We start from the raw sequence: 15,651 nt of genomic DNA on the forward strand, positions 1-15,651 counted from the left end.
GTCGATGGCGCCCGCCCCCGCTCCCGCGGCTGACCGGCGGCGGGAGCGGACCACCCATCCGGGCTGGTTCCTGCTCCCCGCACTGGTCGTGCTGGCCGTCTTCTTCGTCGTCCCGACGGTCTTCAACTTCGTCTACGCGTTCACGGACTGGTCGAGCTTCAAGAGCGAGATCAACGCCGTCGGCTTCGACAACTTCACCCAGCTGGCCGGCAACGGCACGCTGTTCTCGTCGCTGCGGATCACGCTCGTCTACGCGGTGCTGGTGGCGATCTTCCAGAACGTGTTCGGGCTGGCGTTGTCGGTGCTGCTGGAGCGGGACACGGCGCTGAACCGGTTCGCGCGGGCGGCGTTCTTCGTTCCCGTGCTGATGTCGGCGCTGGCGGTCGGCTACATCTTCCAGGCGTTGCTGAAGCCGGACGGCGCGCTCAACGACGTGCTCGGGTTCTTCGCCGGCGGCGAGGTGTCGACGCCGTGGCTGGGCGACACCACCTGGACGGTCGTCGTCGTCGCGCTGATCCACGCCTGGAAGTGGATGGGGCTGTCGATGCTCATCTACCTGGCCGGGCTGAAGACCATGCCGGAGGACATCCTCGAGGCCGCCCGCATGGACGGCGCGCCGGCGTGGAAGGCGTTCTGGACCATCCGCTTCCCGCTGCTCGCGCCGGCGGTGACGTTCAGCGTCGCCACCGCGCTGCTCGGCTCGATGAACGGCTTCGACATCGTCCAGGCGACGACGGAGGGCGGCCCGGCACGGACCACCGAGATCCTCAACATCTTCATCTACCGCACGTTCGGCCAGGGCCTGTTCGCCCAGGCGACGACCATGAGCCTCGTGCTGTTCCTGATGGTCGCGCTGCTCGCGTTCCCGGTCATCAGGATGCTGCGCCGGCGGGAGGAGATCCTGTGAACGGGGTGACTCTGCGCCGGCGGCCCCCGCGGGAGCGCTCGGCCTGGTCGCGGCTGCAGCCGGTGGTCACGGTGGTGCTGGTGGCGGTGCTCGTCGGCATCCCGATGTGGCTGGTGGTCATGACGGCCGGGAAGTCGCAGGGCGAGGCGCTCAGCCCGAATCTCACGCCGCCGGCGGACTGGCAGCTCTGGGAGAACCTGAATGAGGTATGGGACCGCGGCCGGATCCCGTCGGCGTTCGCGGGGAGCCTGCTGGTCATGGTGCCGGCGGTGGCCGGCGTGCTGGTGCTCGGCTCGATGGCGGCCTGGGTGCTGGCCCGGCGCACCGGCCGCGGGTACGCCGTCCTGTACGCGGCGGCGATCAGCGGCATCGTGCTGCCGCCCGCGGTCGTGACGATCGTCCTGCTGCTGCGTCAGCTCGGCCTGGCCGGGACCGCCGCGGGCATGATCGGCGTCTACGCCGGCATCTACCTGTCGACGGTGATCTTCTTCGTCACCGGGTTCGTCCGCACCATCCCGCTGGAGCTGGAGGAGGCCGCCCGGGTGGACGGCGCCAAGCCGTTCGCCGTGTTCGTGCGGATCATCCTGCCGCTGCTGCGGCCGGTGCTGGCGACGGCGACGATCCTCATCTGCCTCTACGTGTGGAACGACGTGTTCTACGCCTTCTTCGTGCTCGGCGGCCGGCTGGACACGTTGCCGCTCAACCTGTTCCAGGTGGCCAGCGCCGGGCTCTACCTCAACAACTGGCACCTGATCTTCATGTACGTGGTCCTGATGAGCCTGCCGCTGCTCATCGTGTTCGTCGTGGCCCAGCGCAAGATCATCTCCGGCATCACCAGCGGCGCAGTCAAGTAGCTCCTCCACCCCATCGACGACGACGGAAAGAGGACACCATGCGAACGTGGATCGCACCGATCGCCGCGCTGAGCGTCGTGGCCGGCGCGCTGGCCGCGAGCACGCTGCCGGCGCCACCGGCCCGTGCCGACGACGCCCAGCGGCTGGTCGTGGACCTGGACGAACGCACCGGCCCGTTCCTGGGCGCCGGCGGCGGCACCCTCTACGGGCTCAGCGACGACGGCGTGCCCAGCGACAACACCCTCGAGCCGCTGCGGCTGCACAGCATCGCGCAGAAGCCGCCGGCCGGCGCGCAGCACCCGAACGGCGACGCGCTCGTCGTCGCCGACCCGTTCTTCCGCAACGGCGGCGAGTACATCCAGATCTACGTGCAGGACATGTACGCGCAGTGGACCTACGAGAACCCCGGCGGCGTCGTCCCCTGCAACGACGTGTGCTTCGCGAGCTTCATGGAGAAGCTGGCCTGGGTGGTCGACCAGGTGACCGCCCGTCCCGACGCCGACCGGTTCGTCTACGTGCCGTTCAACGAGCCCGACCACATCTGGTACAACCTCAGCACCGGCAACGCCGCGGCCTACCGCACCCGCATGGACGCGTTCCTGCGGCACTGGAAGCAGGCGGTGGAATACATCCGCGAGAACCATCCCGGCGCTCGGGTCGCCGGCATGAACGACGCCACCTTCCGGCTGCGCAACTACACCGACTTCCTCACCTTCGCCCGCGACAACGACGTCCTGCCCGACCTCACCACGTGGCACCAGCTGCCGTCGGACAGCCTGGACCCGAACAGCGGCAACCACTTCCGCCGGACGTACGCGGCCTACCGGCAGCTCGAGCGTCAGCTGGGCATCGACCCCATCCCGATCGACATCAACGAGTACGGCGGCAACCGCGACCTCACCGTCCCCGGCCAGCTGATCAAGTGGACCGCGATGTTCGAGGAGGCCAAGGTCGCCGCCGGTGGCAAGGCCTACTGGACCGCGGCCGGCGGCCAGGCCGGCGACGTCGTGCAGACGAACAAGCCGGGCGGCGGCTGGTGGTTCTACAAGATGTACGCCGACCTGCACGGCGGTGACACCGTCGCCGTCACGCGGCCCGACACCACCACCGTCGACGCGCTGGACGCCATCGCCGTCGTCGACGACGACCGCCGGCAGGCCCGCATCGTCACCGGCGGGACGGCCGAGCCGGTCGACGTGGTCGTCGAGGGTGCCGACGAGGAGCTGTTCGGCGACACCGTCCACGTCGAGGTGCGGGCCACCACCTGGAGCGGCCAGAACTCCGACGCGCCGCCGCCGCAGGTGCTGCACCGCGCCGACGTGACACCGGCGGACGGGACGGTGACCGTGCCGCTGCGCGGGCTCGGCGTCCACGGCGACGGCGGCCCGAACGTCGACCGGATGACGGCCTACGAGATCGTGCTGTCGCCCGGCGGCAGCGGCAGCCGGGAGCCGGTCGAGCGGCCGTGGCGGGCGACCTACGAGGCCGAGAACGCCGCGATCACCGCGGGCACCGTCTACACCCAGGGCACGCTGCAGAACTGGAACGCGGCCGCGGCGTCGGGCAACCGCGACGTAGGCTCGCTCAACCAGGCCCAGAGCGCCGTCGCGTTCACCGTCGACGTGCCGGCCGCGGGCGACTACCGCCTCGGCATCATGTACGGCAACCAGACCGGGCAGCCGTCGCAGCAGGTGCTCACCGTCAACGGCGGCGCGCCGCGGTTCGTCGACTACGAGGCGACGATGAACTGGACCTGGCGGACCCGCGCCGACGTCGTCGTGTCGCTGGCGGCCGGGCAGAACGAGATCCGGCTGGCCGCGTCCGACCCGACGCTGGGCCGGGCCGTCGGCGAGGCGACGCTGGACCGCATCGACCTCGAGCAGCTCGGCGGCGACGCCGGGGCGGAACCGGCCCGCACCTACGAGGCCGAGCTGGCACAGACCAGCGGCCCCGCCGGCTACGAGTACAGCCGCGGCGACCAGTCCGGCGCCGGCCACGTCGTGCTGAGGCGCGGCGCCGAGGCGCTGGTCACCGTCTACGCCCAGCGGGACGGCTACTACGACCTGGACGTCAGGCACAGCAGCCCGGGCCGCCCGGGCTCGGCGGTCGCGCGGATCGGGCTGGACCGGCGCCCGGTCGACGGCGGGGTCCTGACGGCGGCGCCCGGCGGCGGGTTCTGGGACACCGACCGGCACCGGCTGTTCCTCTCCGCCGGCGTCAACCGCGTGACCGTGACACCGACCGGCCAGACCCCGGTGCGGCTCGACGCGGTCACCGTCACCCCCGCCGTCGACGGTGCGCGGCCGGTGACGGCGATCGAGGCGGAGGAGGCGACGCTCGCCGGGTCGGCCGAGATCCGGTCGCATCGCGCCGCGTCGGGCGGCTCCTTCGTGGGCGGCGTGGGCAACGGCCCGGCCAACTCGGTGACGCTGACCGTCGACGCCGCGCGGGCGGGGGAGCACCTGCTGGTCGTCCACTACGCCAACGACGAGCGCGACACCGGCCACCCGTACAACGCCGACATCATCTCCCGCCCGATCGACGTGTCCGTCAACGGCGGCGAGCCGGCGCGGCACTGGCTCAAGAACACGTGGTCGTGGGGCAACTGGTGGGCCCGCGGCGTCCCGGTGACGCTGGCCGCCGGGCGCAACGAGATCACGCTCTCCAACGACCCGGCCCGCGGCGCGGCCGCGGCCGAGTGCCCGCAGCCGTGCCGGCCGGCGCTGGACAGCCCGTGGGCGCCCGACCTGGACCGGTTCGAGATCGCCCCGATCCGGGTCCCCTGAGGGCCGCCGTCCGTCCGGGCCGGATCGCGCCGGCCCGGACGGACGGCCGCACCCGCTGTGGCCGGCGTCCGGCCAGATGGTTACCGCGCCCGGCCGGGCGCCGCGACCACCTGGTCGGCGTCCGCGAGCAGCCACTCCCAGCCCGCGTCGACGGCGTTGCCGACCGCGCCGCGCAGCACGGTGTCCTCGTGGAACGGTGAGAGCAGGCAGTCGACGTCGACGGCGCCGTGGGCGTCGAGCCGGTCCTGGAACGCCCTGATCAGGGCCGGTCCGGACCGGGCGATCGCGCCGGAGATCGTCACGGTCCGCAGGTCCAGGCTCAGGCAGATCGGGGCGACCGCGGCGGCGAGCGGGTCGACCCCGCGGCGCAGGGCGCCGGCGGAGGGTTCGTCGCCGGCCTCCGCCCGGGCGACGAGCTCCTCGGTCGAGACCCGCGGCACGCCGCCGACCAGCGGGAGCCGGCTGGCGCGCACGACCTCCTCCAGCAGGCCGAGCTCGCCGGTGGCGGGATCGGGGACGACGAGCGCCCCGAGCTCGCCGGCCGCGCCGGACGGTCCGCGGTAGACCTGCCCGTCCACGACGACGCCGGCGCCGAGCCGCTGTCCCCACTGCAGCGAGAGGAACGTCCGCGGCATGCCGGACACGGCGCACATCGCCCGGGCCGCCAGGTTCGCGTCGTTCTCGACGGTGACCGCGCCACCGATGTGCGGCCCGAGCGCGGACCCGATGCGCGTGCCGTCCCAGTCGCCCAGGCCGGGCCGCAGCGTGATCCGTCCCGACGGCTGCTCCACGATGCCCGGGCTGGCCATGGTGCCGGCGACGACGGCGCCCGGTGCGAGTCCGGCCTCGGCCAGGCACTCGCGGAGCATCTCGCCGAGCAGTGCCAACAGGGTGTCGCCCAGCGGGTGCGAGTGCCGTCGCTCCTGCCGCGCGCGGATCGTGGCGTCGAGACTCGCGATCTCGACGACCGCCCGGTGCCGTCCGGCGTCGGCGCCGAAGACCGCGGCGGCGTCCTGCGCGAGGCCGTAGCGGACCGCGGGCCGGCCCGCGGCCGCGGTGGGCTCGTAGCGCTGCAGCCGGCCGCGTTCCTCCAGCCCAGCGACGATCTGCGCCACCGTCGGGCGGGTCAGCGACGTCATCCTCGCCAGCTCGGTGAGCTGGACCGGTCCACCGACGCCGCGCAGGGTCGTCAGTACCAGCCGGGTGTTGATCAGCCGGAGCCGGGCGGTGCCGCGGGCTTGATTCTGCGAGGTTGTACGGACCACGGGTCGAGCATAGACGGGCTTAAGAAAGGACCTTGCATAATTCGCCCGAACCCTGATAGATCTCTCCGCACCCGCCCGGCGAGGTGGCCCCTGAATCGGAGGCGTTCGTATGTTGCGGCTCGGTCAGCACGATGCGAGACAACCCCGGCGGACGCCACGCGGCGGCCCGGCCCTCCTCCGCCTGACGGGCGCGGCGGTGGGGCTGGCGCTGGTCCTCGGGCACGTGGGCACCGCCCCGGCGGCGCAGGCCGACGGCCCGGGCGAGACGACGTCGTCCTGGGCGCTGGACGGCGACGCCCGCGACTCCGTCGGCGACCGCCACGGCGAGGCGCTCGCGGGTGTCACGTTCGCCGGCGGCAGCGCGCGGTTCGCCGGCCGCGACGACTCCGAGATCCGGCTGCCGTACGACCGCCGCCTGGAACCGGGCGAGGACCGCTGGCGGCTGGAGCTGACCGACGTCGTGCCCGGCCCGTTGACGGGCACGCACCAGGCCATCGCGACCAGCCGGTCGACCACCAACCAGGGCTGGGCGTTCTACATCATGCCGGGCGGCGAGTTCCGGTTCTGGTCCCGCGTCGTCGGCCAGAGCGCCTGGGCCCAGTTCGCCACCGGCGTGGTCGCGCAGCCCGGGACGAGCTACGACGTCACGGTCACGTGGGAGCCCGGGACGGTGACCGTCGAGATCGACGGCGGGGCCGGCCGCGACGTGACGTCGGCGATGGCGATGCCGGTCATCAACACCGGGAACAACCCCATCCGGCTGGGCAACGGCGGCGACCGCGGCAGCGAGTTCTTCTACCGGGGCTCCCTCGGCGGCGTCGCGCTCTCCGCCACGCCGCGAGCCGAACAGTGGGCCCGGTGCGAGGCGGCGGCGACGACCGACCTGGCGGTCACGCCGCCCGACCCGGCGATCCTGGACCGCCCGATCCCGCAGGACGAGATCACCCGGCTCACGCTGGCCGCGGCGCGCAACGCCAGCCGCTACGTCACCACGACCTACTGGAACGAGCGCTTCGCCGGCGAGCAGGGGGAGCGGATCAACCTCGCGCAGCGCATCGGCAACACCGAGGACGCGCTGCGCGGTCCCGCGATGGCGTCGGTGAGCACCGCGATCCTGCTCGCGACCGGCGCCTACGACCCCGCCGACACCGGCGTCAGCGAGGCCGAGGCGCGCGAGCGGGTGGTGCGGCTGGCCAGTTCCGCCGCCGCGGAGCACCGCGCGAACGACCCGGGCGGCTGGGGGACGGAGTCGCGGCTGTGGCAGGCGTCGCTGTGGGCGTACTACAACGGCCTCGCCGCCTGGCTGCTCTGGGACGACTTCAGCCCCGCGCAGCGGGCGTGCGTGACGACCATGGTGGCCGCCGAGGCCGACGCGATGCCCGACCCCGAGTACTACCGCGATGCCGCCGGCACGATCGTCCGGCCCGGCAACACCCAGGCCGAGGAGAACGCGTGGCGCAGCTCGCTGTCGGGGCTGGCGGCCATCATGATGCCCGGCGCGGCCGGCAGCACCCGGTGGCGCGACGACGCGCTCGCGCTGTCCCTGGCCGCCTGGGCGACACCCCAGGACGTCACGGCGACCGAGGTCGTGAACGGGCGCCGGCTGGACCAGCTGCTGGACGGCTCGAACGTCGAGGCCGACGGCACGGTCGAGAACCACAACCTGATGCACCCGATCTACATGCTCGCGTTCGACCAGAACGTCAACAACGCGCTCGCGCAGCAGCTCACCGGCCAGCTGCCGGCGGCCGCGTTCCTCCGCAACGTCGACCTCACCTACGAGGCGCTGGTCGACCTGGACTTCCCGGCCCCGCCGTGGCTCCCGCCGGGCGGCACCATCTACGTGCCGGGCGAGCCGGCGATCTACTACCCCGACGGCAACGACTGGGGCACGACGTTCCCGCTCTACTTCGCCCAGGCCGACGTCATCGCCGACAGCTACGGCATCGGCGGCGACCGCGGCGCGCCGCCGAGCGAGTGGGCGGCACTGCACCTGCAGGCCGCCGTCGACCTGCAGAACCGCTTCCCCGACGGCCACACCTATCTCGACACCACGGAGAGCAACTACCGGCTGCGGGAGGAGCGCACGGCGCAGATCGCGGCGCACACCTTCCTCACCCGCTTCCTGAACGCGGGGGAGCCGGTCTGCCTCACCGACCGGCCGTACACGACGACCACGACCAGCGCGCTGCAGGGCGAGATGGAGCTCGCCTGGCAGGCCATCGAGAGCGACGCGGCGCGGGAGCTGCCGCCGGCGGTCCGCGACGGCCTCCGCGCCGATCTGGAGCGGGTCGCCGCGGCGTCGAACCGCGGCCAGGAACGGGCCGCGATCCGGCTCCTGCAGCGGCGTCTGGACCGGACGACGGTCGAGTCCCCGGTCGTCGACCGGTTCCGCGCGGCCGTGCACTCGGCGGCGACCTGCGTCCTGGAGCTGCCGGGCCCGGGCTGACGACGCGAGGGGGCGGGGTCAGGCCGGCTCGAGACGCACCACCAGCGGCTCGGACGACGACGTCAGGTCCGACGCGGCCGCGGCCGACGCGACGACGGCGCCGCCGGGCGAGGTGAGCTCGCAGCGCCTGACGGCCGCGGCACCGTGGAGGACGTCGAGCACGACGAGTCCGCCGGACCGCGACACCCGCCCCCACGCGGCGCCCAGCGTGATCGGCCAGCTCGCGCCGTCGTCGGGGAGGCGCAGCCGGAGGGTGCCGTCGACGGCGTTCCAGCGGGCGCCGGTGAGCGCCGTCAGGACGGACCAGCCGGCCATCGCCCGGACGTAGTGGTCGCCGCACTCGATCTCGTTGTACGGGTTGCGGCGCCGCCCGTCGTACCGGCCCCAGACGCCGCGGAGGACGGCCCAGCCCTCGTCCTCCAGGCCCTCGGCCAGGCAGGCCGCCGCGACCTGGTACTCCGAGCCGGTCCACACCTCGTCGCAGTAGCGGGTCGGCACCTCGGGACGCCCGCCGCTCGGCCAGGTGCACATGAGCAGGCCGGTGTCGTCGCCGTCGGCGAACACGCGGTACGGGTGCTCGAACCCGTCGAACCCGCGCCGCAGGTTGTGCCGGACGACCGACCGGAGCGCGGCGACGACGTTCTCGCGCGGCAGGACGTGGCCGAGGTCGAGCTGGTGCGCCCACCACTGCCCGATCAGCTGGTCGGCGAGGCAGCCCGTCTCCCACTGGAACGTCGGGTCGTCACCGGGCTCGAGCACCTGCTGGTAGTACTCGCCGTTCCACATCAGCTCGTCGTAGGCGGCCGAGCCGCGGTCGAACAGCTCGCGGTGCTCGCGTGCGTACTCCGGCTCGTCCATCAACAGCGCGAGCTCCTCCAGTGCCCGCAGCGCGGCCAGCCACAGCGAGCCGATGAACGGGTTGACGCCGCACAGGTCGATGTCGTGGGTGCTGGGCTGGATGCCGCGCAGCACGCCCGACGACGACGGATCCCAGCGGCCGCGGACGTGCTCGACGAGCCGGCGCACGCGCGGCCAGTACCGCCGCAACCAGTCGAGGTCGCCCGACGCGCGCACCTCGCGGTAGGTCTTGAGGACGGCCCCGAGCATGCCGTCCAGCGCCGGCTCGTCCGGCCCGCCGATCCGGACGTCCCACAGCTGCGGCAGGTACGTGGGGACGATGACGCGATGCGGGACGGAGCCGTCCGGCGCCTGCATGACGTCGAACTCGGTCTCGCGCATGGACCGCTCCAGCCCGGGGAACAGCGCCGCGACGGCCTGCGCGTACGTCCATACGTGGGTGCAGTTCAGCGGGCACGACCCGCCGACGTCGCCGGCGTGCCCGAGCGTCGAAGCGCCGTTCACGCCCTCGAAGCCGAAGAACCGGCCGTCGGCCCCGCGGAAGCAGGACGGGCTGCGCAGGAACGCCGCCTGCGCCGCGAGGTGCTCGACGGCGTCCGCGGGCAGGGAACTGCCGGCCAGCACGGACGTCCAGGCCGAGGTGCGCTCGACCAGCTCGTCCCACCGCGACTCCACCGTGCGCGCCACGTCGACGGCGTCGGCGTGGGCGAGCGCGTAGTGGTTGCCGAGCCAGAACCGGGTCGGACCCCACTCGGGCCGCGCCGGGCCGAACTGGGTGAAGTCGACGTACCTGTGGGGGAAGTGCCACGCGAGCTGGACGCGGATCCGCGTGCTCGCGCCCGGCTCCAGGTGGAAGGGCGCGGCGACGCCGCCGTTCCAGGTCGCGCCGGGCGGGCTGGCGCCGAGACCGCCGTCCGGGGCGCCGGGGTGGTGGTCCGGCCGCGACGGCGTCATGCCTGGCCGCGCGGGGCGGCTCAGGTCGCGCCGCGCAGGAACGCGAGGAACTCCTCCGGCCGCCGCCACTGCGGCAGGACCGCCGCGCCAGGGTCGTCGACGGCGAGCACCAGCTGCCCGGCGCCGGCGTGCTCGGGGGCGAGCGTGTGGTTCTCCATGACGACCCGGGTCCAGCCGGTGCCGCGGGCGACGCGGTTCGTGTTGCCGCCGTATCCGGCGCCCTGGACGCCGTCGATCGGCGACACCCCGTCGTGCCCGACGGCGTTCTGCAGGGCGGCGCCGAGCTGCCCGTGCACCGGGTACCGGCCGGTGTTGCGCAGCGTGATCGTCAGCATGACCACCGGCAGCGACGACGCGTCCTCGTCCATCGGCACCAACGGGTTGAGCGCCTCGAGGGTCACGTCCAGCGGCACCGCGTCGTCGGCCAGGGTGACCCGTGCCGACGGGTAGGTCGCGCTGAACCGCGCCGACCCGAACCCGTACCGCGACGCCAGCCGCGCCTGCCAGCCGGGGATCGCGTCGTCGGTGACCAGCGGCGTCGGCGCATGCGGGCCCGGGACCGGCCGCGCCTGCAGGACGCGCAGCTCGTCCAGCGGCGGCTCCCACTGGGTGGCCCGGATCGCCAGGAACGAGCCGGGCAGGTCGCCGCGGTGGTTGCCGACATTGTGCAGCTGCCACTGCCGCAGCCCGCCGTCGGCGCCGAGTGCCACCGTGCCGGTGCCGATGCCACCCAGCGGCATCGCGACGTGCCGTCCGTCGGAGTGGGCGATCGTGCGGGGTTCCGGCATCGCGGTCCTTCCGTTCTCAGGTCAGGGAGTGGTGCGGTGCCGCGACGGCGTGACGCCGAGCCCGCCGAGCGCCGTCCACGCGGCGCTGACCAGCACGACCGCGACGACGCCCGGCACGACGAGGAGCAGCACCTGCAGCCGCAGCGCCAGCCAGCCCAGCAGCGCCGCGGCCACCCACCCGCCCAGCACCGGCACCGGCCGGCGGGCGGCGGCGAGCAGCGCCACGACCCAGACGTTGCGCCACGGCGCGCGGGGCCGGTCGAGGACCAATGCGACGGCGGCGGGCGCCAGCGCGACGGCGTGCGCGGCGACGACGGAGCCCGCGAGCGCCGGCGCCAGCGCCGCCGCCGACCCCGTCCGCCCGTACACCTCGAACGCCGCCAGCGTCAGCGCGACGGCGGCCGTGGCCGTCCAGACCACCGCGACGGCCCGCGCCCACCCCGGCGTCCGCAGGTCGCGGGCCCGCAGGTCGCCGTCGAGCACCAGCCGCTGCGCGACGATCGCCAGCGCGACGAGGGCCGGGGCTCCGGCGAACCCGGCGACCGGCACCGTGACCAGGAGGTGCCCGCCGCTCAGCCAGCCGGCCGCCACGACGACGGCGAGCACGGGCACCGACCCGGCCAGCACCCACGGCGCCCGTGGCCACAGTGCCCGGGCGCCGCGACGCAGCCAGTCCTCCTCGGCGGCGGGCGGCACGGACGGGAGAGCGAAGGTCCGCATCGTCACCCCCGCAGCCCTGCGGTCGCCACCGACGCGACGAAGTTGCGCTGGAAGGCGAGGAACAGGACGAGGACCGGCGCCACCACCATGGCGATCGCGGCGAACACGACCGCGGCCGGAGCGCCGCCCTGCCCGCTCTGCAGCGTGACCAGCCCGAGCGGCAGCGTCATCTTCTCCGGGCTGGAGATGAAGATCAGCGGGCCGAAGTAGTTGTTCCACGACGCCTGGAAGCCGAGGATCGCCAGCGCCGACAGCGCCGGCCCGGACAGCGGGACGAGCATCCGGAACAGGATCCACAGGTGGCCGGCGCCGTCGATGCGGGCCGCCTCGTCCAGCTCGCGCGGGATCGAGTTGAAGTACTGCCGCAGGAAGAAGATCGCGAACACGTTGATCAGCGCCGGCAGCCACAGCGACGTCAGGGTGTCCACCAGGTTGAGGTTCCGCATCAGCACGAACACCGGGATGATCGTGAGCTGAGCGGGCACCATCAGCGCGCTCAGCATGACCACCAGGATCTGGTTCCGCCCGGTGAACGACAGCCGCGAGAACGCGTACGCGGCCAGCACCGCCACCAGCAGCGACCCGCTGACACTGATGACGGCCACGATCACGCTGTTCAACGCCATCCGCCCGAACGGCATCAGCTCGAGCACCCGCGAGTAGTTCTCCGTCGAGAACGGTGTCGGCAGCCACTTCGGCGGCAGCGTGAACGCCTCGCCCGGCTCGGTGGCGCTGGCGGCGAACAGCCAGGCCAGTGGCGCCGCCATGAGCAGGCCGACGACCAGCACCAGGACGTCGAAGGCGATCGCACCGGGCTTTCGCCGCCGTCGTCGGCGGTCGCGGGGCCGGAGCAGGTCGTTCGCGTCCACGTCGACGCGCAGGCTCATCGCTCGTACACCCACTTCCGTGCGAGCAGGAACTGCAGGCCGGTGACCGCCATGATCACGATGAAGACGAGGATCGCGATGGCCGACGCGTAGCCGATCTGGAAGGCCTGGAACCCGGTCTGGTACAGGTACATGACGATCGTCATCGTGGCGTCGTCCGGCCCGCCCTTGGTGATGATCTGGATCGGGTCGAAGATCTGGAACGCCCCGATGAACGTGATGATCACCGCGAAGAACAGCACCGGCGACATCATCGGGATGGTCACGTGGAAGAAGACCTGCCGCCGGTTGGCGCCGTCGGTGCGGGCCGCCTCGACCAGCTCCGACGGCACCGTCTGCAGCCCCGCGAGCATGATCACGAAGGTGAACCCGATCGTGTACCAGAAGTCGATCCCGATGATCGCCGGGAGCGACCACGACGGGTCGACGAACCAGTTCGGCGCGTCGATGCCGATCTTGTCGAGGTAGTACGCCACCAGCCCGAACGTGGGGTCGAGAACGTACTTCCAGAGCAGCGCGACCGCCGCCCACGACAGCAGGTACGGGAAGAACACCGCGCTGCGGGTGAAGTACGAGACGAACCGGTTCATCGGCCGGTTCACCGCGAGCGCCAGCAGCAGCGCGCCGAACACGTGCGTCACCACCGAGGCCAGCGCGAACAGGAACGTGTTCAGCATGGCCTTCGGCAGCAGCGGGTCGGAGAACAGCCGCCGGAAGTTCTCCAGCCCGACGTACTCGCGCGGCGTCAGCAGGTCCCACGAGTGCACGCTCAGGAAGATCGCGAACGCGAACGGCCCGGCGATGAAGACGAGGAACAGCACCAGCGCCGGGCTGAGGAAGGCCAGCCCCGCCAGGGTCTGCCGGCGCCGGGCCCGCCGGCGCGGGGGAGCGCCGGCGTCGACCAGGACGGGCGGCGCGAGACCGGCCGTCATAGCAGTCCGGCCAGTTCCTCGTTCGCCTGCGCCAGTGCCGTCTCGGGCGACTCGTTGCCGCTGAGCGCCTTGTCCCAGGCGTTGATCATCGCCGTCTGCACCTCGGCGCCGCGGTCCGGCGACGGCACCGGCGTGGCGTAGGAGATGGCCTCCGAGAGCGCGGTCGTCCCCTCGGGCGCGTCGTCGGTGAACGCGGGGCTGTTCGCGACGGACAGCCGGGCCGGGACGATGGTGCCGCCGATCGAGGCGTAGAACTCGCTCGCCTCCTTGGACATCATGAACTTGATGAAGGTCCAGGCGGCGTCCTTCTTCTCCGACGCCTTGGTGATCGGCCAGGCGTCCCAGCCGACCGGCGAGCCGGGCCCGGTCTTCTGCGGCATCGGGACGATGGCCATCTTGTCGACCAACTCCAGCCGGCGCATGTCGATGACCGGCCAGCGCCCACCCGCGATCGCTGCCAGCGTGCCCTTCGTCAGGGCCTCGCCGGCGTCGAAGGCGCCGCCGGGCTCGGGCGCGTAGCCGTTGGCGATGAGATCGCGGCAGAACTGCAGCGACTCGATCGACTGGGCGGTGTCGAAGGTCGGGGTGGCCCAGTCCTCGTCGAGCGGCGAGCCGCCGTTGGTCAGCATCCACGGCATGATCGCCGTGAACGGGTCGGAGCCGATCGGCAGGATGTAGACGCCGGCGGCCTTCAGCTTGTCGGCCGCCGTGAGGAAGTCGTCCCACGTCCAGCCCGGTGCGGGCGGCGTGGCACCGGCCGCCGCCCAGGTCTCGGTGTTGTACCAGAAGCAGACGGTGTTGTAGCCGCCCGGGATGTAGTACGTCTGCCCGTCGTGCGAGGCGTACTTCGTGTTCCACTCGACGAGGTTCGGGTCGATGTCGGCGAAGTAGTCGTCGACGACGTCCTGGTCGCGTTCCATGTAGGGCTCGAGCGGTTCGAGCAGGTCCTTCGACGCGAAGATCCGCTGCCCCTCGGTGGCGATCTGGATGATGTCGGGCACCTGGCCGCCGGCGATCCGGGTCGCCACGGTGTTGGAGAAGTCGCCCCAGGTGTCCGCGGCGATGCCCTGGGCCTTCAGCTTGATGTCCGGCTCGACCTTGTTGAACTCGGCGAACAGCTTGTTGAACGCCTCCTGCTGGTTGGCGTCGCCGCGGTACACGAACGTCAGCGTGTCGCCGCCACCACCGCCTCCGCCACCCCCGCCGGTGGTCGAGCCGGGGCTCTCGCAGCCGGCCGCCGCGCCGAGCACCGGGACGGTCGCCGCCGCGCCCATGAGCTGTAGCAGCCGCCGGCGCGACAGGGACGTGCCGCTGGTGGGGTGGTCTGGGGTGAAGCGCATCGGATCCTCCTTGATCGACGATGGCGAGGGTGTGGGACCGGGCGGGCCTCCGGTGTTCGGGTCACCGGTCCGGCGCGGCGCGCCGACGTGCCGGCGATCGCCGGCGACGCAGGCTGCGGCGACTCGGCCTGGTGCCCGGCACCGCCATCGAAACCTCCGGATCGACACGTCGGAAATCGATTTCCGCGGAACGATATAGTCGAACACGACCGCCGTCAATAGCCGACACGCGGTCGCCGGGCTCATCGGGAGGCGCCATTCCGGTGGTGACGAGGGGCGATGCCCTCCCGGCGCGTCGTCGGCGCGCCCGGCGTGGCGGCCTGGCTCCGGCATCGCGGCGGGCGCGTCGAGGCAATCGATTTCTACTCCGGACGCCCGCACGCGCTGGCGATGTCGGGAGCGGCGTCGGATCATGGTCGAGTGGACCCCGACAGCGATGCCGATTCCGCCGGGCTGGAGAAGCTCGGCCGGTCCGACTGCTACGCGCTGCTCGCGAGCGTGCCGATCGGGCGCATCGTGTTCACCGAGGGTGCACTGCCGGCCGTCCAGCCGGTGAACTTCGTTCTCGACGGCGACGATGTGATCATCCGTACGAGCATGGGGTCGAAGCTCGCGGCCGCCACCCGGTCCGCCGTCGTCGCGTTCGAGGCGGACCAGTACGACGAGGACGCCCTGACCGGCTGGTCGGTGGTGCTGGTCGGGCGCGCCGACGCGGTCGTCGACGAGGCGGAACGGCAGCGGCTCGCGACCCTCGGGCTGACGCCGTGGGCGCCGGGCATCCGGCCGCACTACATCCGCATCCGGCCCGAGATCGTCCGCGGCCGGCGGATCCCGCCCCGGCGCGTGGCGGGCTGATCGGGCCGACCGGCTCATCGACGGGTGCGGGATCTGTGCTGCTCTGGCTACCCGGA

12 protein-coding genes are annotated in these 15,651 nt (G+C 72.7%); 5 read left to right on the forward strand and 7 right to left on the reverse strand.

Annotation, left to right across the window (positions count from 1 at the left end; genetic code table 11):
- The first annotated feature begins 4 nt into the window (after positions 1 to 4).
- The 3 genes from DZA62_RS31115 to DZA62_RS31125 are packed head-to-tail and all read left to right on the forward strand — an operon-like array spanning position 5 to position 4,547.
- Positions 5 to 907, forward strand: coding sequence for a carbohydrate ABC transporter permease (locus DZA62_RS31115; RefSeq protein ID WP_116952859.1), 903 nt, complete (start codon positions 5 to 7; stop codon positions 905 to 907).
- A gap of 5 nt (positions 908 to 912) precedes the next feature.
- Complete coding sequence (locus DZA62_RS31120; RefSeq protein WP_408620029.1) at positions 913 to 1,761, forward strand: carbohydrate ABC transporter permease; 849 nt, start codon at positions 913 to 915, stop codon at positions 1,759 to 1,761.
- Positions 1,762 to 1,799: 38 nt separating this feature from the next.
- Positions 1,800 to 4,547, forward strand: a complete 2,748-nt coding sequence (locus DZA62_RS31125) for a CBM35 domain-containing protein (RefSeq protein WP_116952860.1) — start codon at positions 1,800 to 1,802, stop codon at positions 4,545 to 4,547.
- 80 nt (positions 4,548 to 4,627) lie between these two features.
- Here the strand turns inward: DZA62_RS31125 and DZA62_RS31130 are convergent, their stop codons facing one another.
- Positions 4,628 to 5,812 (reverse strand): ROK family transcriptional regulator, encoded by a 1,185-nt coding sequence (locus DZA62_RS31130; RefSeq protein ID WP_116952861.1) that lies wholly within the window; start codon positions 5,810 to 5,812, stop codon positions 4,628 to 4,630.
- A gap of 196 nt (positions 5,813 to 6,008) precedes the next feature.
- Here DZA62_RS31130 and DZA62_RS31135 point away from each other — a divergent pair, with 196 nt between their 5' ends.
- Positions 6,009 to 8,261 (forward strand): LamG-like jellyroll fold domain-containing protein, encoded by a 2,253-nt coding sequence (locus DZA62_RS31135; RefSeq protein WP_116952862.1) that lies wholly within the window; start codon positions 6,009 to 6,011, stop codon positions 8,259 to 8,261.
- An 18-nt stretch (positions 8,262 to 8,279) separates the two neighbouring features.
- On the opposite strand, the gene DZA62_RS31140 is transcribed toward DZA62_RS31135, so the two are convergent.
- From DZA62_RS31140 to DZA62_RS31165, 6 genes are read right to left on the reverse strand one after another with little or no spacing between them, the layout of a single operon-like run.
- A complete protein-coding gene (locus tag DZA62_RS31140) occupies positions 8,280 to 10,073 on the reverse strand; it encodes a GH116 family glycosyl hydrolase (RefSeq protein ID WP_116952863.1) in 1,794 nt (597 codons plus the stop codon).
- A 20-nt stretch (positions 10,074 to 10,093) separates the two neighbouring features.
- Complete coding sequence (locus DZA62_RS31145) at positions 10,094 to 10,861, reverse strand: GH116 family glycosyl-hydrolase (protein ID WP_116952864.1); 768 nt, start codon at positions 10,859 to 10,861, stop codon at positions 10,094 to 10,096.
- A gap of 21 nt (positions 10,862 to 10,882) precedes the next feature.
- A complete protein-coding gene (locus tag DZA62_RS31150) occupies positions 10,883 to 11,587 on the reverse strand; it encodes a hypothetical protein (RefSeq protein ID WP_157988021.1) in 705 nt (234 codons plus the stop codon).
- Positions 11,584 to 12,468 (reverse strand): carbohydrate ABC transporter permease, encoded by an 885-nt coding sequence (locus tag DZA62_RS31155; protein ID WP_116952866.1) that lies wholly within the window; start codon positions 12,466 to 12,468, stop codon positions 11,584 to 11,586. The genes DZA62_RS31150 and DZA62_RS31155 overlap by 4 nt, the downstream gene beginning before the upstream one ends.
- Positions 12,465 to 13,400 (reverse strand): carbohydrate ABC transporter permease, encoded by a 936-nt coding sequence (locus DZA62_RS31160; RefSeq protein ID WP_116952867.1) that lies wholly within the window; start codon positions 13,398 to 13,400, stop codon positions 12,465 to 12,467. The genes DZA62_RS31155 and DZA62_RS31160 overlap by 4 nt, the downstream gene beginning before the upstream one ends.
- Positions 13,397 to 14,740: an ABC transporter substrate-binding protein gene (locus tag DZA62_RS31165; RefSeq protein WP_198664392.1), complete on the reverse strand. Its 1,344-nt coding sequence runs from the start codon at positions 14,738 to 14,740 to the stop codon at positions 13,397 to 13,399. Before DZA62_RS31165 ends, DZA62_RS31160 begins: the two co-directional genes overlap by 4 nt.
- A gap of 420 nt (positions 14,741 to 15,160) precedes the next feature.
- On the opposite strand from DZA62_RS31165, the gene DZA62_RS31170 reads away from it, so the two are divergent.
- Complete coding sequence (locus DZA62_RS31170) at positions 15,161 to 15,595, forward strand: pyridoxamine 5'-phosphate oxidase family protein (RefSeq protein WP_198664393.1); 435 nt, start codon at positions 15,161 to 15,163, stop codon at positions 15,593 to 15,595.
- Positions 15,596 to 15,651 lie beyond the last annotated feature (56 nt).

Source organism: Jiangella endophytica, assembly GCF_003427025.1.
Lineage (GTDB): Bacteria > Actinomycetota > Actinomycetes > Jiangellales > Jiangellaceae > Jiangella > Jiangella endophytica.

What these genes read in the sequence shown, in the direction of transcription:
- DZA62_RS31165 (WP_198664392.1), bottom strand. Translation starts at nt 14,740, where the DNA reads ATGCGCTTCACCCCAGACCACCCCACCAGCGGCACGTCCCTGTCGCGC.
- DZA62_RS31160 (WP_116952867.1), bottom strand. Translation starts at nt 13,400, where the DNA reads ATGACGGCCGGTCTCGCGCCGCCCGTCCTGGTCGACGCCGGCGCTCCC.
- DZA62_RS31140 (WP_116952863.1), bottom strand. Translation starts at nt 10,073, where the DNA reads ATGACGCCGTCGCGGCCGGACCACCACCCCGGCGCCCCGGACGGCGGT.
- DZA62_RS31125 (WP_116952860.1), top strand. Translation starts at nt 1,800, where the DNA reads ATGCGAACGTGGATCGCACCGATCGCCGCGCTGAGCGTCGTGGCCGGC.
- DZA62_RS31115 (WP_116952859.1), top strand. Translation starts at nt 5, where the DNA reads ATGGCGCCCGCCCCCGCTCCCGCGGCTGACCGGCGGCGGGAGCGGACC.
- DZA62_RS31155 (WP_116952866.1), bottom strand. Translation starts at nt 12,468, where the DNA reads ATGAGCCTGCGCGTCGACGTGGACGCGAACGACCTGCTCCGGCCCCGC.
- DZA62_RS31145 (WP_116952864.1), bottom strand. Translation starts at nt 10,861, where the DNA reads ATGCCGGAACCCCGCACGATCGCCCACTCCGACGGACGGCACGTCGCG.